This window comes from candidate division KSB1 bacterium, from assembly GCA_034505495.1.
In the GTDB taxonomy this organism is placed as follows: domain Bacteria; phylum Zhuqueibacterota; class Zhuqueibacteria; order Residuimicrobiales; family Krinioviventaceae; genus Fontimicrobium_A.
In genome coordinates this window covers 1-16893 of the sequence record JAPDQV010000045.1, presented here as the reverse complement: position 1 = coordinate 16893, position 16893 = coordinate 1, and the positions used below count along the sequence as shown (strand labels likewise).

The following is a 16893-nucleotide window of genomic DNA, read 5'->3' as shown; positions in this document are numbered from 1 at the left end:
CCGTCGCAAAAATGACACGGTTGCCGTCCTCGCTTTTTTTGACCGGTGTCGACGGCCAATCGTAACGCACGATGCGGTACTTTTCCATGCTCGACAACGTGAACCAGCCGTTTTTATCCAGACGAATACGGAAAATTTCCGGCGTGAGAACCTGCACCGAAAGCACGTCGCCGGTACCTAAAGGTATCAGCTCCGCCTTGGGCGCTGCGGCGTTCGCCGAAATAATTGTGATGAACAGCATGAGGATCAAAAGAGTGAAAAACATTTTGCATTTCATGTTCAAATCAGCTCCCTTGTTTTACAATGTTTCATTGTTTCAGGTTACGGACACTGCCAGGCGCCGATGCTCGGCGGCAGATTTGCCGGAGTGGGCGTTCCCCAAAAGTCGAACGGCGCCGGAGATATTTTCAACTCAAAAAAAGACAGCCCGGCTCGACAAAACGGCGAGTCGCCGGACAGACGGCAGCTTTTCAAGTTGCAGAGACGGCGCGGATAACCGACGGTCTCGCCGATCCGGTACGGATCGAATCCGGGATCCGCAATGACGGCGGTTGTCCGCCCCTGCAGCGTTTCCATTCCCGTTGCGCGGCGCCAGTCGGCAAACGAAGAAAAAGTTTTGTTGCCCTGCTTAAAAACGAATCGCCCATCATTCACCCAATAGCCGTTGCCGAGAAAACGAAGCTCCTTTTGCCGCGCCCTGATATTGACCAACGGTATGCCGTCAAAGGACACCATGAGGTTGTTGCAGACGTGAATTCGCTCGTTGGTTTTGCCGCTGATCCAAACGACGCACGGTTCGCCGTTGGGCGCTTGATTCATGAGCAAGGTGTTGTTGTGGATAACAATGTCCCGTACGGATTTCCAGGAAGTGCCGATATGCACGGCGCCGTAGGTGTGACGGCGGCCGTCGTTGACGCTGATGCACCAGCGGACGGTGTCCTGTTCCAACTGCCGGACGCCGCCCCATTCCCAAATCAGAAATCCGGCGCCGTCGTTATCGTGGCTGTAGCAGTACTGAATGACCGAGCGACTAACGCCGCCGTCGAGATCAAAGCCGCCGCCGTCGGCCGCGCCGCCGGTGCGGTTGGAGAACGATTCGCAGTACTGAATGGTTACCCGCGTCGAAGCGTGCGTCCAAATGCCGACCGGGCCGCCGTTTCGGCCGGCGTTGAGCGCGCCGTTGCGATAAGCGACGCAGTATTCGATCAGCCCTCCTGCAGTATCATCGAGCATGATGCCGGAGCCGCTGTGGTTCTCGGTAAACGTCGGGTCGCCGGGGTTGTCGTATGCGGCGCAGTCGCGGATGACGACATCGGCGTTGCCGTAATCGGTCAACTCGGCGTACTGTGACCAGGGTGCGGAGACGTAAATGCCGTAATAGACATTGTCATAAGCGACGCAGTTTTCAATTCGCACCTTTTCGAATCCATATCGGCAGCCTGCGGGCGCGACGAATCCCGGCAAGTTGGTAGGCACGCCGCCGACATAGATGCCCGCCCATTTGAAGCCGTGCGCGATGACGTTCTCAATGGATACATTTTTAAGACGGGGCGCACCGGGCAGATCATTGACCACTTGAATGCCGAAGCCGTGGTTGGCGGTACGGTCGCGGCTCATGACTTCCAAATCGCGGATGATGACGTGGTTCAGATTACGCACCGTAACGGCGGAGGAATCATTGGTGATTATGACGGCGCGACCGCAGCCGTAAGAGGAGATCAGCAGGCCTCTTTCGCTGCATCCGTCGCCGGCGATGACAAGTCGGCCGTGGAAAACGGCGCCGCCCTGAAGAAAGATCGAATCGCCGGCGCAGGGCGCGGCGGCCTGCAGACGCTCCAGCGTGCGCCAGGGGGAGTCCGGCCCTCCGCTTGCGCCGTCCCATCCGAACGGACTGAGATAAAAGCTGCGCGACTGCAGCGGGCCGGATGCAACCGCCAGAACGACCAGGCAGAGTCCTAACGGAGTGATGAACTTCATAATAGCCTTAAATTAATTCTGCGGCGTTTCGACAAACTCATCCGGATTATAGCCCTGCTTCTGCAGAATGTTAAAGATTTCGGCGCGCTGGGCATCGGTCAGCGTTTTCTCGCGCGCCAAAATCCAGCCGTATTTGCGGCTCGGCGTGCCGACGATTGCCCACCGATACTCTTCATCCAGACCGATGATCCAATAGTCGCCGTAGAACCAGTTTTTCCAAAAGAAGCGGACAAAACTGACTTTCAACCGGGCATTGGAAGTTGCATCCACGACTTTGGCAATGCCTTTGATCCTGGTCTCTTTGCCGTTTTCTTTTTGACACTTGTTGATCACTTCGACACGACCGTTGGGAAGCAGTCGATAGGTTGCGGTTGTGTTCCTGACACAGCTTTTTTGGAATCGGTTGGGAATTTTGGCAATCTCATACCAAGTGCCCTCGTATCGATTGAGATCTACGAACGGCACCGTGATGGGCGATGCATACAGCGCTGCCGCCCCCAAAAGCAAGAACAAAACGACGGCATGCTTCAAATCCATTTTTCAACCCTCCGATTGATTTCCTGAAACATCGCCGCGATGTTTTGCGGCGGCACGTTGGCCATAATGTTATGCACCTGCTGAAAGACAAACCCGCCGCCGCGATAGAGGACGCTCACCTGTCGGCGCACATGCGCTCTCACCTCTTCCGTCGAGGCATAGGGCAAAATCCTCTGCGTATCGCAGCCGCCGCCCCAGAACGTGAGCCGTTCGCCGTATTTTTCCTTCAAGATTCGGGCATCCATGCCGGCGGCAGTGATCTGCACCGGATTGACGGCGTCCAGTCCGGCGTCGATCAGGTCGTCGAGAAACGGCTCGACGCTGCCGCAACTGTGCAGCATGATTTTCACGTCCGCTAATTCTTTGACGCGCCGCCACATTTTGCGGTGAAAAGGTTTGTAAAATTCACGATACATTTCCGGCGAAATGAGCGGGCCGTTTTGTCTGCCCAGATCATCGCCGAAGAGAATGACGTCGATAAAAGAACCTACTGCCGAAAGATACTTTTCCAGATTGTGCAGATAGATTTCGGTCAGCTTTTCGGAAAGGCGCAGACACTGTTCCGGGCAAAGCATCAAATAGGTGAGATAATTGTCCATGCGGTAGAGGCTCTGGGGCGTCTCGAACAGGTTGCCGCCGAACAGCCCGACGACGGCGCGGTCGGTCGAGTCGCGCAGCTTTTTAGCCCCTTCAGCCAGACGTTTCAAATCATCCCCTTCGAGCGACAAGTGGCCGCCGGGGGACGGCACCGACCACATGCCTTCTCCCAGGTGCTTTTCGAGGTCGCTAAAATCCTCTTCGGCAAAGTTGCGGTTCGCCAAGGGATACTCGAGTTGCTCAAAGTACAGGCAGCCTTTTTTCTGAATCCCTACCGGCCGCCCCAATTTATTGAGCAGCAGCCAATCGTCGCCGCGTTTCTCCATCTGCACGTAAGCGGGAATTTTGCACGGCGTACCGTCGGGCAGGTGCCATTCTTTCCAATCGGCCTCGTCGGTTAGAAAGCCGCGGCCCAACTCGACGACGTCGACGCCGAACTCGTCCAACACCGGCGGTTCGACGATCGCCAATTGCTGGATGACGTCGTAGACATAGACATCGCCCGTCTTGATGCCCAGATAGTCCTTCAGCTTTTTGTAGGCGATCGCCATAATGCCGGAAGATCGATGGCCGCCCAGGTCGATCGGCGGACGATCCGGTTGATCATGGTTGAGCGCCGCAAGAATACGTTCGCGGGAGGTCATGCCGCTTTTCTACAGCTCGTTGTTCGGGGTTTTGTTTTCATTCGCATAGAAGCTTTTACAGACTCCAGCCGTTGTGATAGGGTTCTTCGATCAGCTTGTTGGCCTCGTCGCTGTTGGTAAAGCGCTTGGCCTGGCCGTCCCAGTACAGGCGTTTCTGTATCCGCAAGGCGATATTACCGAGCAGGACCAATTCGGTCAACGGTCCGCCGTAGGCGAAATCGGCGCCTGCCGGTGCGCCGCCCTTGCAGGCGACAATCCATTCTTCGTAATGGCCGATGGAGCGCGGCAACGTCTTGGGCGGCTTTTTAAAGCTCTTCATGCGGCTTTCCGGAAGCAGCCGCGGCGATTGACCTGTGGCGTGGCTGAGGATTTTACCCTTGTCGCCGATCCACAGAATACCGCCGTTCCATTCGCCGAACTCGCGCTCGTCTTCGAGCTCCAGGGGACGCTCGGGTTTCAGACCGCCGTCGTACCAAACCACCTTGACCGGCGGCATGCCGTAGCGCGCCGGAAAATCGTAATAGATGACGGAGGCCTTGGGATAGGTTTCCTCGAAAAGCTCGGTGGAGCAGGCATAGATGCTGGTCGGTTGCTCGAGTTTGAGCGCCTTGACCACCGGATCGAACTGATGACAGCCCATGTCGCCGAGCGCGCCGGTGCCGAAATCGTACCAGCCGCGGAAATTAAAGGGATGGTAGGCGGGATGATACGGCCGAAACGGCGCCGGTCCGATCCACAGCCCCCAATCGAGCGCCGGAGGCACCGAGGGAATTTCCTGCGGTCGCGGAATACCCTGCGGCCAGATCGGCCGGTTCGACCAAATGTGCACCTCGCGCACGTCGCCGATGACGCCCGCGGCGATCCATTCGGCCAGCAGGCGATGCTCTTCGATGGCGTTCATTTGGATGCTCATTTGCGTCGCGACACCGGCGGCTTTGGCGGCGGCCGTCAAGGCGCGGGCTTCGGCAATCGTGCGCGTCAGCGGCTTGGCGCAATAGACGTGCTTTTTGCGGCGCAGCGCCTCCATGGCGATGACCGCATGGGTGTGATCCGGCGTGCCGATGACCACGCCGTCGATCTCGGGCATTGCCTCCAGCATTTCGCGAAAATCCTTAAAGCGGCGCGCCTGCGGATACTTTTCGAAAACCGGCTTGGCGTACTCCCAATCCACATCGCACAGCGCAACAATGTTTTCGCTTTCCAGGTTCTCCAGATAGCTTTTGCCGACGCCGCCGACACCGACGCCCGCAAGGTTCAATTTATCGCTGGGCGCCCTATAGCCGCTGCCGCCCAAAACGTGACGCGGCACGATCGTCGCCGCGGAAAGCGCCGCCGTAGTCTTTAAAAATTCTCTTCGCTTCATAGTCCGCCTCATTTTAAAGTCGTCAAAGTGAAAATCGTGTTTTCCGGCACGACCGCCTCCAGAATGCCGTTCTGCAGCGACGCACCGGCGATTTTCTTGAACTGTTCTTTGCGGCCGGTACGATAATAGGTCACTTCCGCCTGCACCGGCAGATTCAGAGCCGAGACATCGATTTGGAGACGCACATCGCGCTCGACCGTGCTCATGCCGACGATCGTCAGATCGCGGCGGTCCGGCGTCATAAAGGCAAGCAGCCGCAGATGCTTTAAGGGCGATTTAAAGACGGCAAAGGTCTGCTGTTCATCAAAGTCGGGCGCGACGATGCCGATGCGGACCATTCCCGGCCGCACGTACTTGTAAATTTGCTGCGCCGCATAATAGCGCGGCTTGGGCAGATAGAGTCGGGTTTCGGCGTCGTAGGCGAGGAGGCCGTACGTCGTCCAGGCGTTGTCGTGTTTGTGGAAATTGTCATAGGCATCCCAGACCATGGCGCAGGTAAAGCCGTCGGCCAAGGCCTTCAGCAGCCGGCGGGTCGAGCGCCAGGCAATGCCGAACTCCACCTCGCCGGTCTGATCGAGGTCGCCGTACTCGCTCATCCAAATGCCGGCGCCGTTGTAGGCGCTGCTGCGCACGGCCTCCGCAAAGCGGGCATACGGCGTCTGTTCCAAAAACCACCAGCCGCCGTCTTCGTCGCCGCCGTTGCCGTAGGTGTGGGTTGAAAAGGCGTGCACGCGGCTGCGCAAAGCCGGCTCGGACAGAATCGGCGCGATTTTGTCCAGATTGGGGGTGGAATCGCAGAGGAGAATCAATTTAATGTCGCTCAATCCGGCGGCATCGAGGCGACGGATGAGGGCGCGGACGGCGGGCAGGACATCTTCGGGAAGCAGCTTGGGTCCTTCGGGAAACCCTAAATCCGTCTCGTTGAACGGCGCCAGCAGCGAGAACTTGAGGCCTTCTTTTTCCCGCGCCCATTTCAGCATCGAAGCGATCATTTCGGCATAGCCGTCGAAATCAACCAAGCGTTGGCCGTCCGGTCCGGCAAACTGCGGCGGAATCCTGCCGCTGACGTTGAAATGCGGCTGCACGCCTTTTTCGTTGAGGTAGCGAAAGACCGCCCAGGCGTCGCGAAAGATCGGGGCGGAATAAACTTGCGCGAGGTAGGCTTCAGGCCGGCGGCCGTCGGCGCGGCGTCGAGCCGGATCGAGCCAATCCGCGGTGCCGTAGGCGTCGAATCGGATTTGCGTGCAGCCGAGATCATCGACCAACAGATCGAGCACCGGCCGCAGATGGCCGCCGTCCCACATGGCGGGATTGAGGTTGACGCCGAACCCTTCGATGGTCTGATAGGTTTGCGAGGGAACCAGGGTGACGGATTTGATGATCGGCTGGGAAAATGAAATAAACGGCATCAGCAGAAAGAAGAGCCGAAGCTTCATCATGACTTCTCCCGAATAGTCGTTTTGTGAATCGCTGATATAGTGATCGGGCTTTACCAGACCACGACCGTCCGGCATCTCTGCGGCGCGACGGACGGCCAACGCAGCGTAGCGTCCTCCACCTGCGCTTCGAGATAATACTCCAGGTCATCCGCAATTTGATCGGCCTTCAGCTCGACACGAAAAACATTACGGCCGCGATGGGTGAAAGGCAGCGACTTGAAGCGACCCTTTCCGATCGGTCGGTAAAAGAGCGCAACCGAATGGGCCGGTCGGCGACTGAGAATTCGAACCGTCAGACGAAGCGGCTCGCCTTTCTCCAAAACGGATCGGCGCGTCGGCACAATCAGACGCGGCTCGCCGCGGTATTCCTGCCGAAATCGGCTCGCCGGCAGTTCGCCCAAAATCGCCGACAAAAGGCTGTCATGACGCGAGATTCGCCTGAGATTGAGCAGGTTGTGCTGCTCCAGGTTTGCCAGGGTCCCCAGGGCGCCGGGAGTATTGACGGTCAAAAGGTGCAACCCGACCATTTCTCCCCAGGCCTGTTCGAGGGTCTGTTTGAGTTCCGCCGCTTGTCGGGCAAGCTGCTGCCGCCGGTCGGCAGATTGAGCTGCAGCCGCAGCCTGGACAACGGCTTCATATTCCCCCAACAGACAACCGACCCGCGCCGTTTCGCGTTGATAGCGGAAATTGTTCAGCCAATAGTCGAACCGCTCGTGCTGCTCCGGCTCGGCTATACGGCTGCGCAAGGCTTCCAATTCTTGAATGAATGTAAAGTGCTCTTTTACCCGGCTCCAGGGCTCGGGATTGATCAAAATGCCGCCCGGACCTTTTCCCGCCCAGTCCGAGGTTCGATACAGGTTGGCGCGCCGCACGGTTTTGCCGGGAATATAGAGCGGACCGCCGTCCAACCGGGAAAAGATTTCTGCAGCCTGAGGTCCAATCTGCTCTCCGAATTGCGCCGTCGCCCAGTCGAGATAGAAGTCGCGCGTCGGCAGGTCGCGTTCTGCCGGATTGTAGGCTTGGGCCCAGTCGCCGAAGGACCAGCCGAGCTGCGCAAGGGCGGCCAAAGCCGGCGAAAGGTTCTCCGTGCGCCAATGAATGCCCATGAAGCCGCTGCAGCCGTAACGCTCGGCATCGACGGCGTCGCGACGGGTTCTGCCGACCCAGAGCTGATGCGAGATCAGCGCCGGGTCGTCCTCCAGCCAGCTGACGGCCCAAGTCGGGCGATCGGTGATGCGGGCGAAATTGCTGTCCACGGGCGTAAAGCCCACCTCGCGGTTGATGCAGCTGAAGGGAATGGATTTGGGCAGGATCCGGTCGAACTGCGCCCGATCCTTCGGCGGCCCCAAAACCCAGCCGCACGTAGCCAAAGAAAACGGCGCTTTGACCGATTCGGCCGCTTCCAGAGCAAGCCGCAGATCGCGCTGCGTCGCTTCCACGGCGCTGTCGGGCACCGCTTCCCAAGTCCAGTACTCGGGCGTCCAAAACCAATAATAGTCGAGCGGATGCAGCCGTTTGATGCGCTCGAACGTTCCCTCATAAACCCTGCGCACCGCTTCGTCGCTCTGCGGATCGATGCCGCGACTGCGCAGAGCCTGCGCAACTTCCGACGGTATATTGAGCGGCGTCTCGGTGCCGATGCAGGTCCTGACGCCCAGACGGCGGGCGAAAGTAAAAATATCTCTCTGCCGGGCGCCGAACGTGTTGAAAATGCGCAGATTTTCCGCGGGAAGGTGCGGCCAGGGGGAGATATTTTTCATATAGTCGGCGCCATAGTCGTCGACATCAAACAGCTGAGAAGCGCCGAAAGAGTAATCCGAGGTTTTCATCGGGTAATAGCCCCACGTGCCGGCGCCGGTGTGAAAATGCAGGACGGGATAAGCGGCGTTGACCGACCCGTCGGCCTGAATTTGATCTGCAAGTCCGTGCCAAACCATCGGCTCGGGCCGGCTGTGGCCGTTGAAGGGAATCGAGGGATAGGTGTGAAAGCCGATGAAATTCATGCGCATCTTGGCGAGCTGGGCAACGACGGCCTTGTAATCATCGAGATTCCACCAGTCCGGTCCTTCGGGAAAGTCGTGAAACGGCAGAATGCCGCGCAGGTCGAACTGCGGCGTTTCCATTAGATGAAGCGTGGGCAGGCTGATCGGTCTTTGCGGCGGCAGAGCGTCGTCGTGCAGGTAAAAGCGCACGCCCAGCGCCTCGATGAACCGATAAGCGCCGTAGAGCGCGCCCGTCTCACTGCCTCCGCGGATGACGACGCTCGCTCGTCCTTTTTCGACCACAGTATGAATCGCATAGCCCTGTAGCGGCAGGGTTTCACGCGGCAGATCTTTGAACCGCGAAAAAAGCTCTGCCTCGAGCCTGCTCCCCTGCAGGACAATAAAAATATCGCCCTGCTCCCCATGCCCGCTGCTTATCGTCGCAAGCTCGCCGCTGCAGGCATAAAGATAGCGGCGCAGCTCCTTAGCAGCCAATCGTTCCAAATCCGAGGCGCCGGTTCGGACGGTAAGAGCCGGCGCTTGGGCGGAGCAGAAGAGAAAAAGCAGCGGTAAGGCGAACCTAAATTTTTTCATAAGGTTTAGGTTGAGCTGATTGTTTATTTTACGCCCAGCTGCGTCTTGATCCATTCCATTTTCGCCGTCCAATTGGCGGGCGGCAGGGCATGGCCGCTGTAGGGATAAACGACGAAAGATTTGGGCGACGAGACCTGATTGTAGGCGGCAAAGTTGATGTGCGGGGGGCAGGTTTCGTCGAGCAGGCCGACCGCCATGCGCAGCGGCGCCTTGATCCACGGCGCCAAGTTCTTGATGTCGATGTAGCTCAGCGTCTCATAGACCTTTTCCCAGCCGATCTGCGGATTCTTTTCGACCCAGCTGTAGAACTCGTTGCCCGGCCAGGCGGCGACTTGGAAATAATCGGGGAAATCCGATAGGAACGGCACGTCGGGCGCGCAGGCGGCAATGCGGTCGCGGTCCAGCGCCGCGGTGGCAAAACTGAGGGCGCCGCCCTGGCTGCCGCCTTCGACGGCGATGCGCGACGCGTCGACCTCCGGCCGCGAAACGAGGAAATCGACGGCGCGGATGCAGTCCATATAGGCGCCGCGGTAGATATAGGTCTCCTTGTCGGCCAGTTGATGCAGCAGATAGCCGGGGAATCCAGGATCGACGTTGTCGCGGCTGTTGCCGTGGCCGCGGATGTTGAGCCCGAGCGCGACCATGTCGTCCCCCTGATAGATCCAGGCGGGCTGCATGTTCGTGCTGTAACCCTGGACGTGCAGAATGGCCGGATATTTCCCCGGCGCCGTCGGTCGGGCATACCAGCCGCGGATCAGGACATTGCCCAGCGAGCGCATCTCGACGAGAAAGACCTCCCGCTTGTCGCTGCAAAGACTGTCGATGCGCGTCATTTTGTACTGCGGGTCGACGGCCGCCAGCTCGCGCTTGGCGCGCGCCCAATAGTCGGCAAAATCGGCGCGGGCGTCGGTCGGCGAAACGATTTTTTCGGGGTCGACGCCGAAGCCGAAACGGTGAGAGATCGTCACAATGGGACTGCCGAGCGACACCACGGCAACGTAAAAGCCGGGTTCCGGGGCGGACAGCCTGAATTCAGTCCGCCTGCTGCTCTTGGCCTTGAGCTTGACCGGTTGGGAGGTTTTAGCGACCGGTTTCTTAAAGTCGCTGACGACCTCCAGGCTCAAGACGCCGGCAATGTTTTCGTCGGAGTTATTGGTCAATTCCACAGGTACCGTGATGTTCTTGACGTTCAAAAAGATGTGATCTTGCGGGCCGAGCTTCGGCCTGATGAGCACCAGATCGGTCAAGCCTTTAACGGTCAGCAGCGGCGTGCCGCTGTAAATGCCGCCTCCGCCGCCGTGATCATAGACGCGCACGGCGATCACGTTCGGCTGATCCCAGCGGATCAGCTCGGAGGGAATGGAATAGTTGCGCAAGGCATCGTAACGGCCGACATAGTCCGGCGGCATTTGGCCGGTGCGGCCGATCAGCTTGCCGTTGAAATAGGTCTCGTCGGCGTCATCGATTTTGGCCAGGCGCAGGACGAGTCCGCCGTATTTTTCCGCCTTGCCCCTCAAGGCAGAGGGGACGACGACCTGCACGCGGTACCAGGCAAAGCCGTCATAACCCGGAAACCCCTGCGATTCCCATAACTCTCCGGCCTTGACGGTTCCCCAGTCGGCATCCGACAGATCGACGGACGCCCATGCCGGATCGTCGCCGATTTTGAATTTCCATTGTTCGGGCAACAGATTCTGCGCCGAAAGAGAAACCGACATCACTAACCACAGGACCAAAAAGGCTTTCATAATCTCCTCCGGATATACCATGTAAACCAAAAGACGATCTATTGTTAAAAAATGTACAAGTTTAATGATAGAAAAACAAGAAAAAGGGTGAGTTAGACCCATGAAGGCGGGTTTTTTGATAGAAAAAGAGAGAATGTTGGAGTCGGGTTTGATTGAGGCGTCGTTTATAAAGTCCGCTTACGTGCAGCCGATTGGAGGGGAGCAGGACAAAGAGGGTGCCCCAACCCTCTGCGGAGTCCTGATTAATTTGGGGTTCGACAATTAGTTTGAATCCCTCTTTTTGAGCGTGGAACCAATCACGAATCCGGCACTGATGATGACGATGTTTTTGATAATGTACTGCCCCTCCAAAGTAGGCGCATAGGGAATGCGGGTAAAGACCTCGTGCGGAAACAGCAGCAGCGGCGTCATGGTGCCCAGCATCTGCAGAAAGAGGAGCAGAAGCGTGAGCCGCAGCTGTACGCCGAAAATCAAGCCGAGGCCGATCAGGACTTCCCACGTCGCCAGAATGAGAAGGGAGACTTTTGCCGGCAAAAGACCAAAGCTCAGCACGCTGATGGTGCGCACCGCCAGCTCCTGCGCCGGGCTGAGGCCGGGAAAGAATTTCAATAACCCGAACCAAAAGAAGACGATGCCGAGGCTGATTCTCAGCAATAGTATTCCCCATCGGCTCATCCAGCGAATGATTTGTCGTTCCGTTTTTTCGAATCGATTGCTCATTTTTCCTCCGCTTTACTAACGTCCGATATCAGCGGCGGTACAAAGCGACGTCCGCTGCGTGCTGTTGCTATTCAACGCTTTCATGCGGTCGCCCATTCCGCAGACAACAGCTCGGCCTGTTCGAGCACGGTCTGGGTCGCCTTTTCCTGCTTGTCCGGTGGGTACCCGTACTTGCGCAGGATGCGCTTGACCAGCACGCGCAGCTGTGCGCGCACGTTCTCCCGCAGGGTCCAGTCGACGGTGACGTTGTTGCGGACAGTGGCGACCAGCTCGCGCGCGATCGTCCGCAGCGTCTCGTCGCCCAGCACCTTGACCGCGCTGTCGTTCGTCTCCAGCGCGTCGTAGAACGCCAGCTCCTCCTCGCTCAGATTCAGCTTGTCGCCGCGGGCGTCGGCCTCCCGCATCTCTTTCGCCAGCGCGATCAGCTCCTCGATGACCTGCGCCGCTTCGATCGCCCGATTCTGATAGCGGCGGATGGTCTGCTCCAGCATCTCGGCGAAGGAGCGCGCCTGCACCAGGTTCTTGCGCCGCCGCGTCGTGATCTCCCCCTTTAACAGTTTCTGCAGCAGCTCGACCGCGAGGTTCTTGTGCGGCATGCCGCGCACCTCAGCGAGGAACTCGTCGGAAAGGATGGAAATGTCCGGCTTTTTCAAGCCGGCGGCGGCAAAGATGTCGACGACGCCTTCCGGGGCAACGGCGCGCGAAATAATTTGGCGGATGGCGTGGTCCAGTTCATCTTCCGGACGGGCTTCTCCCGGCGCGCGCTTGGAGAGACCCGCCTGCACGGCCTGGAAGAAGGCCACGTCGTCACGGATGCGCAGCGCCTCTTCGTGCGGAACGGCCAGGGCGAACGCCTGCGACAGCTCGCGCACGGCGCGGATGCAGCGATCCTTGCCGTTCTCCTGCGCCAGGATGTGCTCCTGCGCCGCCGGCAGGAGACCGAGCCGTTCGGCGGATGTGCCGGTCACCCATCGTGACCGGTCAAACCCATGGAACAGGCCGCAGCATACCTCATACTTTTCCAGCATCAGAGCGACAGCCTCCTCCTGCTTCACGGCCGTGCGGCCGGTGCCGCCGCTTTCGGTGTACGTTGCGAGCGCCGCCTTGAGTTCATGAGCCAGACCCAAATAGTCCACAACCAGACCGCCGGGCTTGTCGCGGAAGACGCGGTTCACCCGCGCGATCGCCTGCATCAGTCCGTGGCCGCGCATCGGCTTGTCGATGTACATGGTGTGCAGACTGGGGCAGTCGAAACCGGTGAGCCACATGTCGCGCACGATGACGACCTTGAACGGATCATTCGGATCACGGAAGCGGTTGGCCAGCGCCTCGCGCCGCGGCTTGTTGCGGATGTGCGCCTGCCACTCCGGCGGGTCAGCGGCGGAACCGGTCATGACTACCTTGATCACGCCGCGTGCGTCATCGTCGTCCTCCCAGGCGGGACGCAGTTTCACCAGCTCACGGTACAGCTCGACGCAGATGCGGCGGCTCATGCAGACCACCAGCGCCTTGCCGTCCATGACTTCGAGCCGCTTCTCAAAGTGGTCGACAATGTCCTGGGCGACGAGCCTCAACCGCTTTTCGGTTCCCACGACGGCCTCGAGCTGCGCCCACTTGGTCTTCAGCTTTTCCTTGCGCTCGACCTCCTCGCCTTCGGTAACTTCCTCAAAGTCCGGGTCGATCTTGGGCCGCTCGGCCTCGTCGAGCGCAAGCTTGGCCAGGCGGCTTTCGTAATAGATCGGCACCGTGGCACCGTCCTCCACGGCCCGTTGAATATCATAGACGCTGATGTATTCGCCGAACACGGCGCGGGTGTTGGCGTCGGCTTTTTCGATGGGCGTGCCGGTGAAGCCGATGAACGAGGCGTTGGGCAGAGCGTCGCGCATGTGGCGCGCAAAGCCGTCGATAAAGTCGTACTGGCTGCGGTGCGCTTCGTCGGCGATGACCACGATGTTGCGGCGGTCGGACAACATAGGACCACCCTTTGTGGTTGACCCCGTCTGGGCGTGGACAGACACAAGGTCTGCCCCTACCCCTACCGCCGCCCCTACCGTTGCCCCTGCCCCTGCCGCCTCTACCTCCCCAATGGGCAAAAATTTGTGGATGGTGGTAAAGACCACGCCGCCGGCCTGCACGGAGAGAAGCTGCCGCAGATGCGCGCGGCTCTCCGCCTGCACGGGCGGCTGGCGCAGCAGGTCCCGACAACGCGAAAAAGTGCCGAAGAGCTGATCGTCGAGGTCGTTGCGGTCGGTGAGCACGACGAGGGTCGGGTTCTCCATCGCCGGTTCGCGGATGATGCGGCCGGCGTAAAAGGCCATGGTCAGGCTCTTGCCCGAGCCCTGCGTGTGCCAGACCACGCCGATGCGCCGGTCACCCGGTTTGCCGCCGGGCTTGCGGCCCGATTCATAGCGGCCGGCCTGATCATCAATCCGATTCTCCCGCGCCGCCGCGCGCAGCGTCTCGCGCACCGCCGCCTGCACGGCGTGGAACTGATGGTAGCCGGCCATCTTTTTGACGAGCCGGCCGCTGCCGTCGTCCTCAAAGACGATAAAGTCGCGCACCAAATCGAGAAACCGGCGTTTTTCGAACACCCCTTCGAGCACCACCTGTAATTGGGGCATGGTCTCGGGTGCAAGGGCTTCGCCGCCAATGGTCCGCCAGGGCTTGAACCATTCGCGACCCGCGCCCACGACGCCGACGCGCGCCTCGACGCCGTCGGAAACGACCAGCACTTCATTGGACGCGAACAGCGAGGGAATCTCGGCCTGGTAGGTCTGGAGCTGCTGAAAGGCGCTCCAGATGGTGGCGTTTTCGTCGGCGGCGTTCTTTAATTCGATCACCGCCAGGGGCAGGCCGTTGACGAACAGCACCACGTCCGGCCGGCGGGTCGGGGCGATTCGAGAGTCGCCCCGGCGTTCCGTGACGCTGAACTGGTTGACCGCCAGCCAGTCGTCGGCGTCGGGATCGTCAAAGTCGATCACCCGCGCTTGGGCGCCGCGGACCTCGCCCTCGGCCGTGCGGTACTCGACCGTCACGCCGTTTACCAGCAGCCGGTGCACGGCGCGGTTGCGCTGGAGCAGGTCCGCGCCTTCGGGACGGGTGAGCTTGCGAAAGGCGTCCTCCAGCGCCTCGGCGGGAAGGTCAGGATTCAGGCGCGCGAGGGCATCGCGCAGGCGTTGCGCCAGCACCACCTCGCTGTAACTTTCCCTCTCCCTCTGGGAGAGGGGTAGGGTGAGGGTATCGCCGGTAGGCGATATGTCCGGCCCGTGGGCGATCTGCCAGCCGCAGGCCTCCAGCCAATCGAGGGCGGCTTGTTCGACAATAGATTCGGTCAGGTGCGTCATGGTTGGTTTTCCTGTTGCGGCGACGCATGCGTCGCGCCTATTATAGTCGGGTTTTCGTGATCCAGCGTCCATTTCAGCGGGTTGTTGACGATATATTCGCGAATGCGATCCATCGATTCGTCATCGCGGATAATGTGTTCGTAATAGTTGCGTTGCCAGACCCGGCCGCGAAACGGCGGCCAACCCAATTGTTTGACGCCGCGTATATAGGAAACCGTGGTTATGGATTTGAACGCGCCGACAATATCGCCGACCGTTGGGCCGACCGTTGGGGCGACCGTTGGGGCGACCGTTGGGGCGACCGTTGGGGCAACCGTTGGGGCGACCGTTGGGGCAACCCTTGTGGTTGCCCGATTTTGGTCAATCCCGTTTTGGGCGGGCACGAGGCCCGCCCCTACGGTATTGGCCGGGGCGGCGTTGTCAACGTCGTCCGTTTCGACGATGACAATAATTCCGTGCACGTGGTTGGGCATAACGATAAACGCGTCCAATCGGACGTTGGGAAAATGTTGCGGAATCATGCGCCAACATTCCCAAACCATGCACCCGGCGTCGTTCAAATACATTATTCCGGCCACGACCGCGCCGAACAAACATTCGCGGTCCTGCGTGACGATGGTGATGAAATAGGCGCCGGGTCGGGAATAATCGTATCCCTTCAGGCGGATGCTGCGGCGATTGGGGCACGACATGCCGTGCCCGTACCCATTGTATTTCATAGCCCGCGTTCCTTCAAAAATCGTTCCGCGTCCTTCACCCGAATCCGGCCGGAGATCAGTTTGGGCAGCAGCGCGTCGCGCAGGGCGGCGAGGGTGCGGGATTCTTTAATATTTAATAACCATTTTTCCATGAGAGGATTTATTTTATTTGTGAAATAAATTATTAATTTGTTATCTGGTACGATGAATTTACAACCCTCAATTTGAGAACTACTGATATTGGGTTGCGCACTACCACTACCAATATTGACTATTTGCTCATAAACATCAGTTACAAGTAAAGATATAAATGGAAACCAAGCTTTCTCTACTGATATTATGTTTGGAACTATTTTTCCGACGCGTTGATTCAATAACGCTTTTTTTGTATCATCACGATTAACAATCAGACCAAACTTACCAATAGTTGCACCTGTCATTGCAATGATTAAATCGCCATCATTAAGAAAAAAATCTTTTGTCTTTAATGCTATTTCTTCTGGAATATAAACAACATCAAATAAATCAACAGTGTAATAAGATGTAATGTTCTTTATTCTAACCAGTGGATATCCTTTTTCAGCAAAATCTTTGCTCTTAAATGCATAGCCACCTTTTACTGTGCAACAGTCGCCAAATGTTCCCACCCTCCACCCCTCCGGAATCTCGCCGAGTTCTGAGGGGACCAGGCGGTCGGGGAAGAGGTCGTAGAGGCGGGCGGGGAGGCCGGGCAGGGATTGCCCGCGCTGCCAGCGCGGGCGACCATCAAGGTCGCCCATACATTTCGCCCGCACGGGCTCAAAGTCCACAAACCAAGCTTTAAAGAGCGCCCGCGCCATGGCCTCCAGCGTCTCGCTCATGCGCCGGTTCAGCTCGATCTTGTCGTCCAGCGTGCCGAGGATGTGGGCGATGGCGCGCTGTTCGGCAAGACTCTTAGGAATTGTCACGGGAAGTGGGTGAATGTGGTTTCGATTCAAGGTTGGAACGCCACTTCCAGCGTTGAATTGGGTAAGGTCAAGCGACTTGAGGAGGTAATAACAGAATCTCCGGTCATTCCCTTTGAAATCTTTCACCCACAGCGTGGTGTTAAGGGGCCAGAAATCACCTTCGATGAACTGCCCACCACCTAGGCTTCCGGATCTGCCGATTACCACGCCAGGTCCATGGACCATTGCTTTGTTGTGCGTTCCGACTGGTCCTGTTGACGCGATAACAGGGAATGGTCCAAGCCGACGTTCAGACTCCGGTAG

At 58.6% G+C, this 16893-nt stretch carries 12 protein-coding genes; all 12 read right to left on the bottom strand.

The window, feature by feature from the left end:
• A partial coding sequence (locus ONB24_13670; GenBank protein ID MDZ7317161.1) for a DUF4968 domain-containing protein occupies window positions 1–277 on the bottom strand: 277 nt, incomplete at its 3' end.
• A gap of 44 nt (window positions 278–321) precedes the next feature.
• A complete protein-coding gene (locus ONB24_13665; GenBank protein MDZ7317160.1) occupies window positions 322–1977 on the bottom strand; it encodes a right-handed parallel beta-helix repeat-containing protein in 1656 nt (551 codons plus the stop codon).
• Between the two features lie 12 nt (window positions 1978–1989).
• Window positions 1990–2514, bottom strand: a complete 525-nt coding sequence (locus ONB24_13660) for a lipocalin family protein (GenBank protein ID MDZ7317159.1) — start codon at window positions 2512–2514, stop codon at window positions 1990–1992.
• Window positions 2505–3755, bottom strand: coding sequence for a methyltransferase (locus ONB24_13655; GenBank protein MDZ7317158.1), 1251 nt, complete (start codon window positions 3753–3755; stop codon window positions 2505–2507). Before ONB24_13655 ends, ONB24_13660 begins: the two co-directional genes overlap by 10 nt.
• 55 nt (window positions 3756–3810) lie before the next feature.
• Window positions 3811–5118, bottom strand: coding sequence for a Gfo/Idh/MocA family oxidoreductase (locus ONB24_13650; GenBank protein MDZ7317157.1), 1308 nt, complete (start codon window positions 5116–5118; stop codon window positions 3811–3813).
• A gap of 8 nt (window positions 5119–5126) precedes the next feature.
• On the bottom strand, window positions 5127–6656 hold the full coding sequence (locus tag ONB24_13645; GenBank protein MDZ7317156.1) for a hypothetical protein: 1530 nt from the start codon (window positions 6654–6656) through the stop codon (window positions 5127–5129).
• Window positions 6608–9133, bottom strand: coding sequence for a hypothetical protein (locus tag ONB24_13640; protein MDZ7317155.1), 2526 nt, complete (start codon window positions 9131–9133; stop codon window positions 6608–6610). The genes ONB24_13645 and ONB24_13640 overlap by 49 nt, the downstream gene beginning before the upstream one ends.
• Before the next feature lie 23 nt (window positions 9134–9156).
• The gene (locus ONB24_13635) at window positions 9157–10881 is read right to left on the bottom strand and encodes an acetylxylan esterase (GenBank protein MDZ7317154.1); all 1725 of its coding nucleotides are present in this window, start codon (window positions 10879–10881) and stop codon (window positions 9157–9159) included.
• Between the two features lie 261 nt (window positions 10882–11142).
• Window positions 11143–11601 (bottom strand): DoxX family protein, encoded by a 459-nt coding sequence (locus ONB24_13630; GenBank protein MDZ7317153.1) that lies wholly within the window; start codon window positions 11599–11601, stop codon window positions 11143–11145.
• An 80-nt stretch (window positions 11602–11681) separates the two neighbouring features.
• Window positions 11682–14945, bottom strand: a complete 3264-nt coding sequence (locus tag ONB24_13625; GenBank protein MDZ7317152.1) for a type I restriction endonuclease subunit R — start codon at window positions 14943–14945, stop codon at window positions 11682–11684.
• Window positions 14942–15664 (bottom strand): transposase, encoded by a 723-nt coding sequence (locus ONB24_13620; GenBank protein MDZ7317151.1) that lies wholly within the window; start codon window positions 15662–15664, stop codon window positions 14942–14944. Before ONB24_13620 ends, ONB24_13625 begins: the two co-directional genes overlap by 4 nt.
• On the bottom strand, window positions 15661–16893 hold a 1233-nt coding region (locus tag ONB24_13615), incomplete at its 5' end, for a restriction endonuclease subunit S (GenBank protein ID MDZ7317150.1). The genes ONB24_13620 and ONB24_13615, both read right to left, overlap by 4 nt.